Below are 19,845 nucleotides of genomic sequence, written 5' to 3' on the forward strand. Positions count from 1 at the left end.
AATTTTAATAGCAATTAAAAGCTAAATTACCGCTGTATGGAGAAGATTCTTATTGTAGAAGACGAAGTTGAGCTAGCACTTAACATAAAAGAAATAGTAGAAAATTTTGGTTACGAGGTAGTTGGTATTTATTCAGAAGCAAATTCTGTATTAGCATATTTAGATAGTTTCAAAGTAGACTTGATTCTAATGGATATTCAAATTCAGGGGAATATAGATGGGATAGATTTGTGCTATAAAATCAAAGATCGAACTAATATCCCAATCATTTTTTTAACTGCATATTCTGATCAATCCTATCTTGATAGAATTTCTAATTTGGTATATGATGGCTATCTTCTAAAGCCTTTTAAAGTAGAAAGTCTTAAGACAGCCGTTTATTTAGCATTAAAATCAAAACCTTATGCTATTTCCCAAAAAGATTTGGGTAAGTTAAGCTTAAAAATTAGAGACAAAGGATATGTCGTTCCTATTCCACTAGGAGATATTTTATACTTAAAAGCTGATGGGCTTTACACTAAAGTTTTTACATCAGCCAAATCATATATTGTCAGAGACATATTAAAAGATCTTCAATCACAGTTACCAGAAGAACTATTTATAAGACCTCACAAGTCCTACTTAGTCAATATTGAAAAAATTTCATCATTCAATTCAAAAGAATTGAAGGTATCTGGTGCTATAATTCCTATAAGGAGGGGATACTTTAAAATATTATCAGAGATGAATCAATAATTTATGGTACATGTCTGGCTATTATTACAATTTATCAATACAGCGCCAATTGTTTACATTTTATTAAAATAGCTGATTATTTATTTAATAGAATGTAGACAATTGGTTTCCAGATGTTATTTAAAAATCAATTAATAAATTATTCAAACTAATTTTTAATTTAAATAATTAAGTAAATTATTGAAAATTAGTAATTAAAAAAGAAAAAAAATCAGGTAAACTTCCTATTGAAGGTACAATCGCAATCATTATCATTGTAGAGATTTAAAGTTGAAAATTGGATAGCTAAGAGTAAAGGATAACAATTATTCCAGTAGTCTATTAATATTTTTCGAAGAATTTTTTTTTTATACGTAAATCCGCTTTCATACCAATTTACAAATCTAATTAAGTACATGCTTTGGATTCTGCTGTTATTGACAGTCAACCGCCGACGATTATCAGCATGATTCATGCTAAAATTCACTTTCTGTTGTCATTGTCAATTATCATTTATTATTTTAAATCAATTTTTAAAGAGTAAAAAAATAAAAAAGCTGAACCCATTGAGCTCAGCTTTTAATACCTAAACCAAATAACTACATCTTTTTTATTGTTTTGAGAGTAAATATAAATCCCTCAATAGTCTTCCAATTTATTTTTTCTTGGATAAGAAGAACTTGTAAATCCTGGTACAAGTTCTGATAGCATATCCACAAGCACTTCCTTAGATTTCTTGAATAGCATACCTTCCAATATTTGTAAATGTGATTGCAGACTAATTAGATCTTCAGGCATCACTTGTGCAATATTGATTTTCTTATGATACGTAGGGAGTATCTTTTCATAATCATTGAAAAGCTCCTCAAATAATTTTTCACCTGGCCTTAACCCCGTAAAAACTATATCAATGTCCTCCCCCAACCTCTTACCAGATAATTCTATAAAAGACTTCGCCAAATCATAAATCTTTACAGGCTCACCCATATCAAATACGAAAATCTCACCACCATTTCCCATGATACTAGCTTCAAGCACCAATTGACAAGCTTCTGGAATGGTCATAAAATATCTAGTAATTTCCTTGTCAGTTACTGTCAAAGGCCCCCCTGATTCTAACTGTTTTTTGAAAAGTGGTAAAACAGAACCATTAGAACCTAAAACATTGCCAAATCTCGTGGTAATAAATTTAGTAAAGCCAGCAACATACTGGAATTCTAGATAGTTTCCATAAGCCTGAACATACATTTCTGCTAAACGTTTGCTCGCGCCCATTACGTTTGTAGGGTTTACCGCTTTATCTGTGCTGACCATTACGAATTTATCCAAATCAAAATCAACCGCTAGATCAGCTAAATTTTTGGTTCCAAAAATATTGGTTTCTATTGCTTCCTCTGGAAATTGCTCCATCATAGGCACGTGTTTATACGCTGCTGCATGAAAAAGTATATTTGGTCTGTATTTATCGAAAATCTTTCTCAACTTACTTTTATCTCTAATATCACAGAGGACAATTTTTCTAGAAACGGACTCAAATTGACCTTTTAATTCTTGCTCCAAATCATACAAAGGAGATTCTGATTGGTCTAATAGGATCAATAATTTAGGTTTGTATTTTATCAGCTGCCTAGATATCTCACTGCCTATTGAACCGGCCGCTCCAGTTACAAGTACAACTTTACCAATGATGCTAAACTCAATTTTTTCATTACTCAGTTTGATCTCTTCTCTACCCAATAAGTCTTCGACTTTTACGGGCCGTACATCGTTCAAACTCAGTTCTGAATCAACCCAGTCTTTGGGTGGTGGAATTAATTTGCAGGTTACTTGATATTGTGCACATAAATCAAGAATAGCTTTCTTTTTTAATTTACTTATTTCAGCAATTGCTATAACTACTTGTGAAATACTTCCTGTATCTAATAATTGCTTTAAACCATGTAAGTCATGATAAATTCTTTTTCCAAACAAGCGCTTTCCTGATTTTAAATTATCATCATCAATAAATGCGATTGGTTGATAATCAGACAAAACATTATTTTCAAAAACCTGATAGGCCATTGTACCCACATCTCCAGCTCCATATATTACAATTCGTTTTTTTGTAATGGTATTCTTAGATCCTTTCATAAACTGAAAAAAGTATTTCACCAACATTCTAAAAGCCAATAGAAGTATGAAAGCCAATAGAACTCCTATCAAAGCCACAGAATTGGGCATAAACCAATCAGAAACGAAGCCTAAATTATCAAAAAATTGATTGATGGATATATAAGATATATATGAGCCTACAAACAATCCCGCTAACCGTTGTATATCTTCAATACCTGTATTCCTTACTATTCCAGCATAAGTCTTTGTTAAAAGCATCCAGACAAATATGTGGAGACTTAGCATCAAGACACTTGGAAATATTTCGTACGAAGCGAATGCTTTAGTGTTGAAATTAAATCGAATGAAATAGGCAAATAGACCAGAATTAATTACTAGAGACAGATCCAGCATTAATATCAACAGTCTGGGTACTGTTCTTAGATTTTTAATTTTAAACATGGTAATTCTATTTTGGAAAATATAAAAACTATATGATTTTCATTTATAACACTGGATAAAACCCCCATCAAAACATTGATAAATCAGAGCTTTGTTACCAGTCTGCATCGCTTTTCTTAGAAAGCTTTGCAATAAGAATAAGCAAGTATTCTCCTTTACATACCTATTCCATAATGCGTAAAGCCAAGTTTTTCCAAATAATTTTTATCATAAATATTTCTACCGTCGAAAATGATTTTCTTGATAAGAAGTTTACCGAGGGCTTCCCATGAAGGAATGCGGAATTCTGACCATTCTGTCACTAATAGTAAGGCATCAACATCTACACAGGCATCATAGGCGTCTTTGGCATAGGTGATTTTATTCCCTATATAGGTGTACTTTGCTTCTTTCATAGCTATAGGATCGTAGGCTTTCACTTTGGCACCAGCGGCAATCAATTCTTCGATGATAATTGTTGCAGGAGCTTCCCTCATATCATCTGTATTCGGCTTGAAGCTTAAGCCCCAAATTGCAAAGGTTTTTCCTTTCAAATCATCACCAAAGTGTTGCTTGACTTTTTTAACTAACACATGCTTTTGAGCATCATTGACCTCTTCTACAGCTTGAAGTACATTAAGTTCGTAGCCATATTGCTTCCCAGTTTTGATAATTGCTTTCACATCTTTTGGAAAGCACGAACCTCCGTAACCTACTCCTGGGTATATGAATTTTGTTCCTATTCTATGGTCAGAACCAATCCCCTTGCGTACCAGATTAGCATTGGCACCTACCAATTCACACAAATTGGCAATGTCGTTCATGAAGGATATTTTAGTAGCTAAAATGGCATTTGCTGCATATTTAGTCATTTCTGCGGATGGAATGTCCATAAAGATGATACGATCGCTATTGAGTTGGAAAGGCTTATACAATCGCTTCATAAACTCTTTTGCTCTTTCATCATCAACCCCGATAACTATTCTATCAGGCTTCATAAAGTCTTCTACTGCTGCTCCTTCTTTTAGAAATTCGGGATTTGAAGCTACTGCAAAAGGCAATTCAGAGCCTCTTTTGTCCAGTGCCTCTTTGACAATAGCACGTACCTTGTCCCCTGTGGTAACTGGGACTGTGCTCTTTGTTGCCACCACGATGAAATCAGTCATCCTGGTCCCGATTTCATGAGCAACTGCCAACACATATCTGAGGTCTGCAGAACCATCCTCTCCTGGAGGTGTTCCAACAGCGATAAAAGCTACTTCTGATCCATTGATAGCTTCGCTTAGATCGGTGGTAAAATGTAGTCTGCCCGAAGCATAGTTTCGTTTCACTATTTCTTCCAATCCAGGTTCATAGATAGGCATGATGCCATTTTTAAGATTCTCAATTTTCTTTTGGTCTACATCAACACAGACTACATTAATTCCAACTTCTGCAAAGCAAGCACCTGATACTAAACCAACATAGCCCGTTCCTATTACTGTTATTTTCATCACTTATATTTTTATTTAAACATTTCATGCAAAACAGAAAAAATCCTGTCAAAATCATCTTCTGATAAATTAGATCCGCTTGGAAGGCATAGACCTTTTTCAAAAAGATCTACGCAGATACCTTGACCAAAAAAAGCAGAGCCATGAAAAACTGGTTGTAAGTGCATGGGTTTCCAAAGGGGTCTTGCTTCTATATTCTCTACCTCGAGAGCTAGGCGAACATCCTCACGCGTAAACCCAGTAATTTCGGGATTTATTAAGATGGCTGTTAACCAAAAATTACTAAAGAAGTCATGATTTGGCTCATTTTGAAAAGTTACACCTGGTATATCTTGAAAGAAATCTCTATAACGCTTATTGTTTTCTCTTCTTTGTTTAACCCTTGCTTCTAAAACTTCCATTTGACCTCTACCAATTCCAGCTACTACATTACTCATACGATAATTGTAACCAATTTGAGAATGTTGATAATGAACTGCTGAATCCCTAGCTTGTGTACTTAAAAAACGTGCTTGCTCAATGTTTTGCTTATGCCTAGATACTAAAGCACCTCCTCCACTAGTGGTAATAATCTTATTGCCATTAAAACTTAATGCTGCCATTTCACCAAAAGTCCCACATGCTCTTCTCTTGTAATAAGAACCCAAAGCCTCAGCTGCATCTTCAATTATAGGAATAGCATATTTGTCTGATATTTCTTGTATTTCTTGAAGTTTGGCAGGCATTCCATACAAATGAACAGGAACAATAGCTTTAATTTCACCTAGCTGCAAAGTTTTAGCATGCAAGTTATTGTGATAAATTATGGCTTCTTCAAGTGCCTTAGGGCACATATTCCAAGTGTCAAGTTCGGAATCTATAAACACGATTTTAGCTCCTTGATACACAACAGGATTTGTTGTTCCACAAAAAGTGAAACTTTGAACCATTACGATATCCCCTGGACCTACCCCTAGCATAACCATAGCTAAATGCAAAGCTGCAGTCCCTGAAGTCAAAGCTGCAGTTTGAACTTGCATATCCTTTCTTTTATTTAGAAAGTTCGCTATATCTTGTTCAAAGCCATTGACATTTGGACCTAATGGAGCGATCCAATTGGTCTCAAAAGCTTCCTGTACATATTTTGATTCTCTCCCACTCATGTGGGGTTTAGAATGCCATATTTTTTCTTTAATTATTTTTTTTTCTTGTATCTCCATAAAGATTCTTAATTGGGATATTGAATTAAAATGGCTTTATTCTTTGTTTTTTCTGAAGTAATTTTATGAATAATAAACAGACCTATAATTTCTTTAAGGTAAGTTTGCCACTTCTCAAAACTTCGGATATCGGGGATAAAATCACCCCAATTGGTATTTTTATTGGGTGTGAGATAGGATGAGGGTGAAGCAATTACACTTTTTACACCTGCAAGTTCAAAAGTCCTCACTGCTCTTGGGGTATGTAATGCTGAGGTACATAAAATTAGCGGTGTATTAATTCCATATTGCTGGATATAAACATCGGCCTCAGTTCTTGTATTGTACACTAATTCCTGAATAGATACTCTTTCTGCTGGTAAGCCCAATAGCATTGCGGTTTCTTTCACCAATTCGGCTTGAGACTTATCTCCATTCACTTTGGGGCCAGAACAAATTAAAATTGCATTTGGTAGTTTTCTCATCCATTTAATCCCTTCAACCAACCTAGTTAAAACTTCTTTAGAAAGTCTTTGATTGCCTGCCAATCGAAGATCATCATTCTTACCTGCTCCTAACACTAGAATGTGGTAGGTTAGATTATGATCCAAATTCATAAATTCAAGAGGCGGGAAATCTGCTTCTTTTCTTTGTATTAGGGAATTAATAATGATTGGGTTACTAAAAAAGTATAAACAAACTAACCACAATAGAGCACCCGTTCTATGTTTAGAAAACCAAATTACAGTTAAACCTAATAAGAGATACAATAATGGATTTAATAAAATCACCATGACTTCAGCATTAAAACTAAACTTTCGAAACAGCTATTGTAAATTTTAAAACCTTCCATTAATTCACTCCATTAAATGGCTCCATAGGACGTTCTGAGGATTGATTGACCCCATCTCTTTGAATTATCTTAAAAATTGTAAGACAAAATATTTTAAAGTCTAATTGAAAGCTTAAATTATCTACATATTCAACATCCAATTCAAACTTCCTGGTCCAAGAGATACTATTTCTACCATTGATTTGCGCCCAACCAGTAATACCAGGTTTTACATCATGTCTTCTATTTTGATTAGCTGAATAGAGATGTATATATTTATACAAAAGAGGCCTTGGACCAATCAAGCTCATTTCTCCCCTTATGACATTTATTAACTGAGGAAGTTCATCTATTGAAAGCTTACGAACATAATTCCCAACAATTGTGAGCCTAGACTTATCTGGAAGAAGTTTTCCATATTTATCCTTCCTATCATTCATCGTTTTAAATTTGATGATGTAAAAAGGTTCTTGATTCAAACCAGGTCTTTCCTGATAAAAGAAAACCTTACCATTATTTAAAATTAAAAGCGCTAAGTATGTGAAAATAAAAACTGGAGACACCAATATAAGTACAACCAGTGAAACTGATAAGTCTAGAAACCTTTTAATATATAATTTGTAAATCATTACACGACACTAATTTTTTTATAGAATAAAGAGAAACATGACAGAAATGCGTAGTCAAATGGCTTAAGAAATTTTGTTAACAATGACCCAATAATTGAGAGGAAACCTATATCTTATCCCCGATCAGTATACCTTAGAAATACATTGAACAAGAAAATTTCAAACGCTTTTGGAGCTAAAAGATTTCAATAAGAAATCTAATTAGGATGATTACATTTAAAAGAAAACGCAATACCATAACGAACTTATAATCAGTTGAATAATTCTATTGATACCAAGTTAAGCCCTTTAAAAAAATCTCAAACAAAAAAGTAAATGATATGGGTTAATTCATAAACCAATTGATAAAATTATTCATGGAGTAATGAAAAAGAACCAATAAAATAAATACCAGTTCACTGATTGCGAATAAAGAGATGCCTGTGCTGTCTAGTAATATCAGAAAGCATATGACCAGACTTAATTCTTGAACCAATGTTACCTTCATTACTAAAGAAATAAGACCATCTAAATGACTCGCTCATTCTCAACTCTATTTTCTTAGACCTAAATAACTTTCTAGGTATCAAGGGTAGATGAAACATAAAGCCTGCATTGGTTCCATTTTGAGTTTTCACTCCATAAAATCCAACATCAACAGCACCATATTGCCGAATAAGATCAAGTCGAACACCCCTATCAAAAGCCATAAATTGTCCTCCTTGAACTTTAAGAGTTAGCATTTCTTTAGGGAAATAGTATTCAAAGTCTACCAAAACCATTTCATCATTAAAACCCTCAAAATAAAAACCTGATGAAGGTAAAACATAAAGACCTGTTAGCGCCAATTCCCAACCTAAACTCCAAAGTTTCGAAGGGTCTCCGTATCGGTATTGAAGGTTAATTCCATATCTATCATTATAAAATAATCCTGTGTAAGAAGTGAAGTAGTGGAAAGAAAGAAAATTAGAAAAAGTACTTAAAAACGTGGGAGCCAATCTAACGTTTCTTTCTTGATTATCCAGATTGTTCAAAAGCGGAACCAATATCCCAGTATGCAATCCAAACCCTTGACCTAAATTAAAAGTAGTTCCAACTATCCAATTAATCTTACTTTGGACTGGTTGTTCAAAATAACCAAACCTACTTTGAATCTCGGGTACCATATAAAAATTAAATTTGTATTTGTTTGCGTTATAAGCATAGGATAATTCTCTCTTATTTGTATCTACCAAATCAACACCAACAAAATCCTTCCCATCATACATAAAATTACCAAGAGCTACACCCAAATGCAGTGGAATATAATTTTTAATAGGTACATCAAATTCGTCTGCTAGAATTTTAGCCAATTTGAGTGCATCTAGCGGATTTCTTAATCCTCTGTGTTCAAAATATAAAATAAACTCCTTTTTGTCATTACTTGCATTAAGAATGACCTGTTCAAATCCATTTTCAATTAGACTTTCTTCATACTTGGAAAGGATGTCTTGTGCAGATAACTCAAACGAAAGTGAGGCACTTATGACACAAAAGAAAACCAAGAACCTCAGCAAAATCACCATTTATATTAATCTTTCAATAAAAACCTATATCCAAAACCATAAGAAAAAGCCTCCATTCCTAACAGTCGTGTATTAAGATGAAGCTTTTTAAAAAGCAAAAGACTTGCTCCCGCATTATAAAATCTGCCATCATATTCACCAGAAAGCCAAAAAACATTAGAAAAACTAAGTTGTAAACCTCCAAAGAATTCATCTAAATAATAATTGCCGTAGACGGATTTATCAATCCATTGGTACTTATTCTCAAACCCTTGAAATAATCTGCTATCAAAAGGTTTAATGAAGACCTTAGAAAGTCCATATCCACTCGAAACTTCTAGCCTTATTCCCTTTTTAAAATCAAAATATCTTGAGACAAGAATAGCATTATGATTTAAGAAAGCAGAGCCTTCAAAAGTTGGTGTGATTATTAACCCCACGTTAGGAATCAAGCCTCTTTGGTAAAGTAAATCAAACTGTATATCAATATGCCTATCACCAATCCCTATCCTAGGAATATCCCTAGGTCGAGTTAAAACAGCATTTATCCGCAGCCTCTTTGTGAAATCAAGATTGGCAACAAAATAATCCTCTGCACCAATTCTATTCATAAAATTATTTAGACCATACTCAAGAGGAATATAAGAAGTCCCAACATAGAAGTGATCAGTGGAGTCAGCATGCGCCGCTCTAGGAGTCATGACTAAACCTGGTTTTCCTAGGAAATTAAACTGAGCAAATAGCTCAAATGAATTATTAAATAATGCTATAAAAATCAATGGCAGCACCCTAAGCATCAAGAATTTCATCATTTATTGTTGAAATTAAAAACTAAACGCAGTCCTGCTTCAATTCCATTAGCACTTATTCTCTTTCTAAGGTATTGTCCATTCAATTCATCAGGATAAACTCTATGAATATAATATCCAGCATTATAACGAGCATCCAAAATCAAGTCAAAAGACTTACTCAAAGGTTTACTGATCCCAGAATGAATATATACACCAAAGTCATTTCCTACAAAATAACGATCATTAAAACCGCCGGGACCAGAACTCAATACCCTAGAAATACTGTGTTGAATCAATAATCTATTGAATCCAGCACCTGCAAAGAAATGTGCTTTTTTGGAATAATTATCTGCATTATTATTCTCTGATGAAATAAAGTTATAGTTTATCCCAAGACTAAGAGGTATCAATACTTGAGCTATAGACTCAGTACGTATCAAATTGCCAACAGTAAAAATGGTACTGTAATCATTGGTACCATATCCTACTCTTGATACTAAATTATATTTTTCACCCAATGCTATCTCAGCTATAATAGAGGTGAATAACATTGGATTTAACTCTCCATTTTCAGCTGGAGGATTCACTAAGGCAACTCTCTCGTCTGGAGTATTATAAGTTCTAAACCAGACAGAAGAACCTACAGATAGATTATTTAGTTTTATTTGCGCCTGTAAATCCGTACTCGTCAAACAAACAAGAAAAAGAAGAATAGAACCCCACTTGTAATTAAACATTGTAATTTTAATAGTCATTATGAACCTCCCCCTTGATTATGACAGTTATTTAGTGCACTATTTCTAATACCATTTAAATCTTGCATTGCTTCCCCAAATAAATCTTCTAAATCATCAAGAAAGTCATTGTAAGCTTGATTTACTCTTTCAATGTCCTCATCAGCAATCTTTTCAATAGCTGCTATTACTGTATCATTGAACATAATTAGATTCTGCCTAGACTTGACTAAGAAAGCCACCATAAATAATTTGATGCCGTAATAAATTTCTTCATTGATCTTCCCCTCTCGTAACAGGTTTTCTGATGCTATATTAATTGCAATACCCAATCTTCTCAATTCATCAATACTTCCTTGAAGTGTATCCGATAAATAGTCAAAGCGGTCATTTTTTATATCTGCAATTTCTACTCTTATTCCATCATAAAAAATACCTGCCTCTGCGATTTGACGCTCACTTTCAAGAATCAAATTCCCCAAAGCCACATTATACGCAGCATCTACTGCTACTGCACATGGTGTCACAAGAGAACTATTAACCGCAACTAATTTTGATGGATCATAGTCGTTTAACAAAACAGGAATAATCCGCCCTTTAACCTTAGGTGGTATATCGTAAAAATTAAAAATAATACCATCAATCTTTGGGGGAATATAAGTAGGGAGGTATCGAAACAAACCCGGAACATCCTCTACAAGAAAAAAAATGTCTGCAAAAATATCCTCCAATGGAATCGTGGTATCAAGTATATTATCTATATCATTTACATCAATATCCTTAAGCCTATTATCCATAGCGACAGGATCTCTTAGAAAAGCAAAATCTTGCAATATATTTTCATTTTCATCTTTCAAATTATCTCTCAAGATAGCCGTAAGAATATCTTCCACCAGTTCTAGGGTAGCTGGGGGAAGTTCTATACCTCCTGGCTCAAAGTCAGTCAAAGCAGGTTTTTTTTTGTTTGCTATACCTAAAGTAATCTTCCCATCGAAATCTTTGATAATATATTGGAAAGGTTGGATATTGTCCACATCCATAGGTGCACAAGCAAAAAATACGATGCCAACGCTTAAAAGAAAGATTAAGGGTTTTGAAACTTTAAGAAATGTAACACTTCTTGATTTGCTGAAAAACATATATTTCAATTGTAGATATTCACAAAGATATTTTCAGTAAAAAGTCTAACCTAATTTAGCCACAAGCAATAATAAATAATGAGATTTAAAGTAAATAAATAGCACCCACATGAAAAAAATCAGGTGCAAACTTCTTTTTAAATCCATCTATATATAATCTTATCTAATCAGAATAAATACTCAATGGATATTGATACTAGAAAATCAAGAAAAAAATCATCAAAAAGCAGTTTTTAAAAATAAAATCAGCGAGAAAAAAACTCTGATTTTACTAAATAGATACCAGCATGACATTGCTATAAATCATATAAAAAAAGCTATCCGAAAGAATCAGATAGCTTTAAAATTTTAAAATACATTAACTATATGGGAAAATAACCTTAAAGAAATTAAGGTGTGGGTCTTAAACCCTTATTTCTATTGGTAAATTCCGGTATTTTATTTGAATACCACTCGCCACCACCAGGAACGCTTCCAGTAGTCGCCCAAAGCACAAGATCTGGATAAGCCTTATTGATTTGAACACGGTCTTGAGGTAATTCAATTTTGGCTGGCGTTTGTATTACCCAAGGAAGACCTTCTCCAAAACCTAAACTATTATCAGCTTTTGTAGAATATGAAGTACCAGTACCTGTATTGTCACTATCTCGCCCAAAATATCTAGCATCAGCTAAAGCAGATGGAACTGTACCCATAAGATTGATTTCTCTTCCTCTATTTCCATTAACATATATAAATGGAGCGAATGAGAAGTCAGTAAGTAGAGCTGTTTTGTCATAAAACACAGAGAATCTAGATCTATAGTCATCATCAAACGCTTCAGCACAAGCACCATTTTTTGTTCGATCCGGCGTATTAAGACAATCATTGCCTAAAATTGTATTAACATTCCCGAATACTATAAAACTGCTTGGTATGGATTCTGGAGAAGGATCTCCTACGTTTGTACCATTTTTGTTAATTTTGCCGATACTGTGATGTTCTGGCATACCAACTAACCTCACTCCAAAAGAATTGTTATGTGCGGCTGAAACAGCAATTAACTTAAAATCCATAGCAACCTCTCCAACCAAGGAACGAGTACCCGTCTTTACGACATAATTGTAATCAACTACCATATCATTGAAATCTGCATCACCTAAACTAGGCCAATTGTCCTCAAACATTACCCTTGTATAAGCATTTTCTGCTGGATGATAAGTAAAGTTCCATTGCTCTGCACCACGTATCGACTCATAATAAGGCATATTAGGAAGCGGATTACCAACACTTTTAACTGCTAAGTTTGAGAATTGATCTACATTCAAACTTGGAAAAGTTAACATTACTTTTACATCACCATAACCAAGGTTGTCTGTAAATTGATTTGTAAACCCCCCATCCGTTGCAAAATCTTCCCTATAATGCTGTTCAAACCCCATGATTATGGAATTTGTCGTTGAGATAGGATGATCAATAGATATATTTGCAGTTTCTTCTGGATATTTGAGTGCTACAAATCGCCTTGTGATATTTTGATTATTTCCCTTTATGTTAGCAATTTCATCCTGTGATATTTTTAATTGACCTGAATCTACACTGCCAGTTGAAGGATTAAATGATCTTTCTACCACAAACAAACCTATCTCAGTCCCAGCAGGAAAGTTTGTGGAATTATTTGATAAATCTTTTAATTTTATAGAATGTCCCGTGAGAAGAACTGGGTTATTTTGAGTATCTTTTCCAGTATTAGGAAAGGTAATGACCTCTGTAAAACTCAAATCACCAGGTTTTTTGTATTTGTAACCTAATGCATGGTTGAAAGCCCTGTCAGAATCTAGAAAAGTGAGCTCCACTGAGGTTGACTCAGGCAATAAAAAATTGTTTTGAAGAACAACAGTTTGTCCATAAGAAGGAAAATATTCATAAATAGGACCACCATCAAACCCAACTATTGTTCCACGACCTTCGGCCGTAAAACCATTTCCAAAAGTTATGTTATTTCCATTCGTCCCTGGCGCAGATGAAACACTGAATAAAAGATTTAACCTATTTAAAAAACCAGCTTGAATAAATTTGTTGTGTATCCCAAAAGGAAGTCCCTTGTTATCCCATGCATTTGTACTAAAAGTATTGTAGCCAGGCACTGATCTAGCAGCTAACGGATTTATATTGATAGCCTTCAGATTACTAGGTATTTCATAAGATAGTGTGAAATTTTTAGCATTTCTTCTAACTTCAAACACTTGATTAATACCCGCAGAATTTGAATATAAGTATAGTGTATTTATATTTTTGGAAAGTTTCAATGGAGAAGAGAAGTTTCCTTCTTTATCTAAATGAAATGACGCGTGTTTTGCAGATTTAGAAAAATCATATCCTTCTGAAGTTATAGTAGGCTTACCACTGTATGCTTCAAAGCTTGCTCCTTCATAAGGAATACCACCCATTAATTTGAATTGTACACTCAAATTAACATCAGTGATTGAGCTAAAGTCAAAGAATGGAAGTATCTTCATTTTGTAGAAATCAATCGTTGATTCATTCAATTGATTTTCCCCAATATTGTTCTCCTCTACTAAACAGGAAGTCATTCCAAGTAAGGTTACTGCCAAAAGAAGTATTAAATATTTTTTCATTGATAGTTATTTAAATAATTTGATCAAAGTAAAATATATTATGTCAAAAAATTGGTTAAGAACTATGTCCTATTTTGATTTTTGTAATTTTTTGTAAACAGGATGTGTCAATTATTTTGAAAAAATCATTAACGAAAGTAAATCCTCTATTCTGAATAAAAATTTCTTTAAAATAGCAATTACCTTTTTGTTAAATAACTACCCGTAATAAAATCACCAATTATATTTCTCAAAAATATAATGCAGATAATCGTTACTTTTTATTGGTCGATTAATTACTAGTGCATTCATAAACTTTAAAATTACATCATTTGATTGGCTACCGTAAAGAAAGCGGAAATCTATAACTTTTTATTTTGAGAAATAACGAAACAATTGAAATTTTTTATTCAATTTATTCCAATTCAAGTCATTTTGAAAAGGAAGATTATTTTTGGCCAAAAATTGATATTTTCCCTGAGGATAAGAAGGTATAAACAGCTTATTGATATAATCTAACTGATAAATATACTTCCCTTTCGTTAACAAAAAAGCCAGAAGTAATAAATCATCTGTTGTTTTGAACTCTTCAATCAACATTCGCAATTCTTTCAAGTCTGTAGTTGAAAAAATCCCACACGGAAATAAAACACCACCACCACCTAAAGGAAGTAATTTGAATAAAAATCTCTGATCATTCGGTCTCGAGTATGTCCATTGTCGATATGGGAGAAATCCCTCTTTTGATGAATACTTGATCCTTCTGGCACTATAGCAGTGAACATTTTCAGGAGATTTCTTATGAGATTCGATCAGGAGCTTGAGGAAAGACGGCGGATAGATGTAATCGTCATCGCAGAGAATGATATGTTTACTTGGATGCTCCTTCATCGCAAAAAAATATTTTTTGTGAGACCCAAGATTTTCAACAAACCGAATTTCAAATCTCTCATCAAGTAAAAGAGTTAAGGAAGATGGAATATTTTGAAAGTTCCATTCATCCTCACCTAACCAAAGTATTATTTTAGCAGATGCACCATTCTGATATTTGAGAGAAAGAATTGTTTTAAAGGCCTCATTTACTCGCTTCCCGAAAGATGTCAAAGAGATAATATATTCTCCTTGAATCTCTCCAAAACAATGCTGATGTATAGGCAAGAGAGCTGGAGATACCAATCTAGTCATTACCCAACCAAACAACTCTCTTACATTGGCCCTGTAGTAAATAGAATTGACAGGAAAAACTCTATAAAGAGCATGAATAAAATGATATAAGTGTAATAGCAAAACTAACCTTGTTTATGGTAAAGAAATTATCTCGGACTAAAGCTTATCACCTGAGATTAGTTGTCCCAATTCATCGCTGCTGACAAACTCAACATCAGGATATTTCTTAAGCAAAGTTTCCAAGAATAGAAAAAGCAAATGAAGATTTCTTTTTCTATTCTCTGGTAATAAAGCCCCAATATAATTGATCCTATGCGTACTAATTACTGCGGGTTTGCCCCACCGAAAAGCAGTATCAACCTCCTTGAGCGCTGAATTGACCCAATCTTTCTGTGCTGCTGTCACGGGCTCAAAACTGACATTTCGAATCATATATATCATGCCATACTTAGACTGCTCTCCCATATAATGCCTACTAACCGTAGTTTGATCCTTTCCTATATAGGACTTCTTTTGAGCCCTTGCTCCTTGAATGTATTTCACTCCAGCAGCTGCCCATTCCCGCTCAGTCTCATCACCCCAAGTGTAGCAGGGTGCAATAACACTAGTAGATGGAAAGCCCCAAGTATCTTCAAATAACCTCAAACCTTCCTTGATACTTATACTAACTGTACTGATATCAGTACTTTCAAACATTGCCATTGCATCCAAATGTCCACCCTCCAAAGCATACATCTCCTCCTTGAAAGCATCTAAGTACAATTGATCTCCTGATCTTAGCTTTGTGATCCAGCGGTTGATATGTACATGTTCACGCCCATGGAACTGCATCCTGAAGACTCCGGCAGCTATTCCTTCCTTGTATAGCTGCATCACTTTATCTCTGTCAGAATACCTACTTAAGGTGCTTTGAAAGGACTCATAACTATATTCTATAAATTTATTTTTTTTTATTTTTTCAAAATCAGGATTTGCCATGACCATATTCATGGTAAACTTTGCTACTTGACCATGCTTGTCACGGAATCTGCTTAGTACCTCTATCAGCTGTTCGATATCCTCATTGGTCTCTAATGCATCATATTGGTCAAAGAAAGAATGATAAACCTCATATCCCTTTTTCTCTAAACGAAAAAAAGCCTCCTTAGAAGCCATTCTGATCATTCCCCAATCATCACTTTCAAAAACAACCAGTCTCCTGGAAGTTCGCCATCCGGGGATATTGAGTAGATTATTTTTTAAATTGCGTAATCTATTTTGAAGCATTGATCTGTTTTATTAAATCGTCAACCATCCAATGCTCAGGAATAAAATGAGTTGCTACCCAAGACAAATCTTTTTGCCAGTAACCAGGACATGGTCTAAAGGCTTTTGGATCAAAACCAAAACTGATTTCTATAATTTTTGGTAAATCTCCATCCATTACAAAATCAAATGCAATACACTGCCCCTTGATTTTATCATAAGCTTCAAAAGCATCTTGCACACATGACAGGGGTATCAAATTAGGATCAATAGAAAAATCACCAGAGCCTGATGCTCTAAAATCATGATCTCTAACCCAACGTGTAATCCCAAAAGCACGCTCCCCAATGACAATAATCCTTATATCGGAAGGGTTATTAGGAATAAACTCTTGAAAAAGTACATAACCTTTTTCTCTACCTAAGATCCTTGCATAAGCTGGGAAATATAAAAACCTCAATAATCCTTTCAATACAGTAACCCAAGATACTCGACCTTGCTTGAATTGATATATTCTTTCTTTGAGGCTACCAATCGGATTATAATTTGAAAAACCTTTACCAAAAGCTTTGTTGATAATCTGTTTTGCGGTTCTGTAATTTTGTATGAGTTTTACATTTTTAGAGCCCGAACCTGTCCTCAACTTGTTGACCAATGGATAAGGTTGTTTTTTTGCCCAAGCTTTGGCGCTAGAGGCATCATAAAACAAATATGTGTTAACAAATGGTAAACCCAAAACCTCTAACAAATACTTTTGACCCAATTTATCATCAAAGTGCCAAGTTGTATTCAAATTCGGGAAAATGGGAAAGGATGCCTGAGTAAGTGCTGCTAAAATAGGTTTGGCTGCAATCAAATCATTTGGAAGCATATGTGAATGATGCCAAAGCAAAGCATGACAATCTTGCAATTGTTGAATCAAATCATCAGAAAGGCAGTTTACTAGTTTGTAGGGAATGCAATTGGCTTCACAGTAGGCTATCCATGCTAAATGAAAGCCTCTTTTACTGTTATGAATAGCTAGCTTGATCAAGAAGAGAATTAATTAATATTGTTATTTTAAGCTTTGCCAATAAATAAATAACCTTGTTTGTCTTGATTTAAATATTTATTGATATTCGAACCACCATGGCGGACAAGTTACTAATAGACATTGATTCGAAATATTCTTAAATTTTTAAAATTGATGCTAAATTGAAAGAAGCGAATAATCATATTTATTTAATGGAAAGTAAAAATAATTGATTTCTTAAATTATAAAATAATTAGAAATTGATATAAATATTCAACGTAACATCATTGGTTCTCTAGACGGAATCAAATTATGATTTCCCAATATCCTACCCTTAGGAATACAAATGTTAATCCCAATGCTATTTTGATTTCCTATCTTACAATCAATGCCCAGATGGACTTTGGGTGAGATATAATTGAAATCACCCATCTTGGAAAACATGGAGACAACAGAAAACATTTCTAACAAATTAAAATTACCCACAATAGCTCCCCTCTGTAAATAGGCATGCGGACCAATCAATACTCCTTCGCCGATTTGCACATCTTTTGAGATTATAGCTTCTTGATGCACAAACCGCATGAATTTCGCTCCTAAATCTTTTAATTGCTTTAATACCTCAAATTGACTGCTTGGATCACAAACCATCAAGTAGGTATAATCGGCTTTAGGAATATGCATGCTCGCCAAACCTAAATTCAAATAGTTATTCTCTAGTCTATTTTCCTCTTCCTCAACCATAAGATATCCTACAATCTTCCAATCATAACACAACATTGCCGCATAATCCTCCAAATACTCAGAAAACTCCAAAGCTGTACTCCCCTGCCCTAATAATATTATTTTTCTATGATTCATCTTGAAATAAATAAGAGTAATAGAATTTGCCATTTACAAATGGCTAGTCGATCATGACGAAATTATAAAATGAACTTTAATTTTGGTAAAATGAAACAAGCTCAAGTTTGAAAAGGAATAAAATAGTAAATGATTGGTATTTAAAAAGAGGATTTTAAATAGTTGGAAGATTTATGATTGCAAAAAAAATATTATATGTATATCCGTTTTCATACCAGTAGAATCTAAATAATTGAATTAACCTGTGATTTCGAACTAATATCAATAAATATCCAATATCTATTAGTATCAGTTTGCCAAAAAACAATCGCCTAATTGATTAAAGGCATAATTGCGGATACTCAAAAAAAATTATTTTAACATGTGTAATAGAGCTGTAGCTGTAGCAATATCTTTGGTATGGGATATGCTAATGGAAAGGTGAAAGGAAAGTGATGATGCAATTGGATGATGAATTATAGCTTCCGGAAATCCTTTAGGGTTTTTCGTAATTTCTATCTGCTTTAATTCTAAGGTTAATACAGGTGCAAAAGCCTTTAATACTGCTTCTTTTGCACACCAGATACCTGTAAGTGATTCAGAGGTAATCATTCTTAGATCACTATACTTACATTCGGAATCAAAAAATATCTTTTGAATAATTCGAGGTTTATGATCTAATAATCTTTGGATTCGAGAAACATGCTCTATATCAGTGCCAATAAACATATCTACTTAGAAATTGCAATAAGTTTCTCTTTGAACCTAAAAAAGACCACTTCATTTTCACCCACATTTCGATCCAAAACCATTCCTGCCATAATTTTATTCCCATTGCCTACTTTAATACCTGGAATTGTGGCACTATTTATCCCAAACAGATTTTCCTTTCCCACTTCCGTATTTCCAGAAAAACATACATTTGGACTTAAAAAATTAAAATCACCGACTTTGCTGTCATGACCTATACTGCAACGACTATTCACCATAGTGAACATACCAATATCTGTATTTGGACCTAAATTTACGTTAGGTGCAATTACAGCACCTATCCCAATTCTTGAAGAGGGTGAAATAAAGGCATCTGGGTGGATGAAAGAAGTGAATTGTGCTCCTTTTTGAATCAAATCAAACACTATTTTCTTTCTGAATTTCAGATTAGCAATACCCATTAGATAAAAAACATCTTCTTTTACTTCATGACTAAAAATGTCACCTAGAAAAGGGGCTGAAAAAGAATAGTTATTGTAATTCACTTTATCATCATCAATAAAGCCAACTACTTCCAATTTATTAGTGCTGTTTTTATAAGTATTATCATGGTAAATATAATCGTTTAATTCAGCAGCATGACCTCCAGCACCAACAATAATGACTTTCTTCATTTGATTTTATTTTGTAATCAGTGAAAGGTAGAAA

17 protein-coding genes are annotated in these 19,845 nt (G+C 33.7%); 1 reads left to right on the forward strand and 16 read right to left on the reverse strand.

Annotation, left to right across the window (positions count from 1 at the left end):
• The first annotated feature begins 36 nt into the window (after positions 1 to 36).
• Positions 37 to 735 (forward strand): LytR/AlgR family response regulator transcription factor, encoded by a 699-nt coding sequence (locus tag MM213_RS00960; RefSeq protein WP_241409428.1) that lies wholly within the window; start codon positions 37 to 39, stop codon positions 733 to 735.
• 618 nt (positions 736 to 1,353) lie between these two features.
• Here the strand turns inward: MM213_RS00960 and MM213_RS00965 are convergent.
• The 16 genes from MM213_RS00965 to MM213_RS01040 form a co-directional block, all read right to left on the reverse strand.
• The gene (locus tag MM213_RS00965; RefSeq protein ID WP_241409429.1) at positions 1,354 to 3,267 is read right to left on the reverse strand and encodes a polysaccharide biosynthesis protein; all 1,914 of its coding nucleotides are present in this window, start codon (positions 3,265 to 3,267) and stop codon (positions 1,354 to 1,356) included.
• Between the two features lie 155 nt (positions 3,268 to 3,422).
• Positions 3,423 to 4,739, reverse strand: a complete 1,317-nt coding sequence (locus MM213_RS00970; RefSeq protein ID WP_241409430.1) for a UDP-glucose dehydrogenase family protein — start codon at positions 4,737 to 4,739, stop codon at positions 3,423 to 3,425.
• 11 nt (positions 4,740 to 4,750) lie between these two features.
• Complete coding sequence (locus MM213_RS00975; RefSeq protein WP_255806892.1) at positions 4,751 to 5,938, reverse strand: aminotransferase class I/II-fold pyridoxal phosphate-dependent enzyme; 1,188 nt, start codon at positions 5,936 to 5,938, stop codon at positions 4,751 to 4,753.
• An 8-nt stretch (positions 5,939 to 5,946) separates the two neighbouring features.
• A complete protein-coding gene (locus MM213_RS00980) occupies positions 5,947 to 6,711 on the reverse strand; it encodes a YdcF family protein (RefSeq protein WP_241409431.1) in 765 nt (254 codons plus the stop codon).
• A 58-nt stretch (positions 6,712 to 6,769) separates the two neighbouring features.
• Positions 6,770 to 7,378 carry a sugar transferase gene (locus MM213_RS00985; protein ID WP_255806893.1) on the reverse strand — a complete coding sequence of 203 codons (609 nt, stop codon included), beginning with the start codon at positions 7,376 to 7,378 and terminating at the stop codon, positions 6,770 to 6,772.
• Positions 7,379 to 7,773: 395 nt separating this feature from the next.
• Positions 7,774 to 8,922, reverse strand: coding sequence for a YjbH domain-containing protein (locus tag MM213_RS00990; protein WP_241409432.1), 1,149 nt, complete (start codon positions 8,920 to 8,922; stop codon positions 7,774 to 7,776).
• Positions 8,923 to 8,927: 5 nt separating this feature from the next.
• A complete protein-coding gene (locus MM213_RS00995; RefSeq protein WP_241409433.1) occupies positions 8,928 to 9,713 on the reverse strand; it encodes a hypothetical protein in 786 nt (261 codons plus the stop codon).
• Entirely contained in the window at positions 9,710 to 10,429 is a 720-nt protein-coding gene (locus tag MM213_RS01000; RefSeq protein ID WP_241409434.1) for a hypothetical protein, read from the reverse strand. Before MM213_RS01000 ends, MM213_RS00995 begins: the two co-directional genes overlap by 4 nt.
• A gap of 17 nt (positions 10,430 to 10,446) precedes the next feature.
• The gene (locus MM213_RS21050; protein WP_241409435.1) at positions 10,447 to 11,565 is read right to left on the reverse strand and encodes a hypothetical protein; all 1,119 of its coding nucleotides are present in this window, start codon (positions 11,563 to 11,565) and stop codon (positions 10,447 to 10,449) included.
• Between the two features lie 389 nt (positions 11,566 to 11,954).
• The gene (locus MM213_RS01010; protein ID WP_241409436.1) at positions 11,955 to 14,183 is read right to left on the reverse strand and encodes an LruC domain-containing protein; all 2,229 of its coding nucleotides are present in this window, start codon (positions 14,181 to 14,183) and stop codon (positions 11,955 to 11,957) included.
• 351 nt (positions 14,184 to 14,534) lie between these two features.
• Positions 14,535 to 15,449: a glycosyltransferase gene (locus tag MM213_RS01015; protein WP_241409437.1), complete on the reverse strand. Its 915-nt coding sequence runs from the start codon at positions 15,447 to 15,449 to the stop codon at positions 14,535 to 14,537.
• A gap of 36 nt (positions 15,450 to 15,485) precedes the next feature.
• Positions 15,486 to 16,595: a hypothetical protein gene (locus MM213_RS01020; protein ID WP_241409438.1), complete on the reverse strand. Its 1,110-nt coding sequence runs from the start codon at positions 16,593 to 16,595 to the stop codon at positions 15,486 to 15,488.
• Entirely contained in the window at positions 16,582 to 17,607 is a 1,026-nt protein-coding gene (locus MM213_RS01025; RefSeq protein WP_241409439.1) for an ATP-grasp domain-containing protein, read from the reverse strand. The genes MM213_RS01020 and MM213_RS01025 overlap by 14 nt, the downstream gene beginning before the upstream one ends.
• 252 nt (positions 17,608 to 17,859) lie before the next feature.
• Positions 17,860 to 18,447, reverse strand: coding sequence for an LbetaH domain-containing protein (locus MM213_RS01030; RefSeq protein ID WP_241409440.1), 588 nt, complete (start codon positions 18,445 to 18,447; stop codon positions 17,860 to 17,862).
• Positions 18,448 to 18,798: 351 nt separating this feature from the next.
• Entirely contained in the window at positions 18,799 to 19,155 is a 357-nt protein-coding gene (locus MM213_RS01035; RefSeq protein ID WP_241409441.1) for a holo-ACP synthase, read from the reverse strand.
• Positions 19,156 to 19,157: 2 nt separating this feature from the next.
• Entirely contained in the window at positions 19,158 to 19,811 is a 654-nt protein-coding gene (locus tag MM213_RS01040) for an acetyltransferase (protein WP_241409442.1), read from the reverse strand.
• Between the last annotated feature and the right edge of the window lie 34 nt (positions 19,812 to 19,845).

The organism is Belliella alkalica (assembly GCF_022549785.1).
GTDB classification, from domain to species: Bacteria; Bacteroidota; Bacteroidia; order Cytophagales; family Cyclobacteriaceae; genus Belliella; species Belliella alkalica.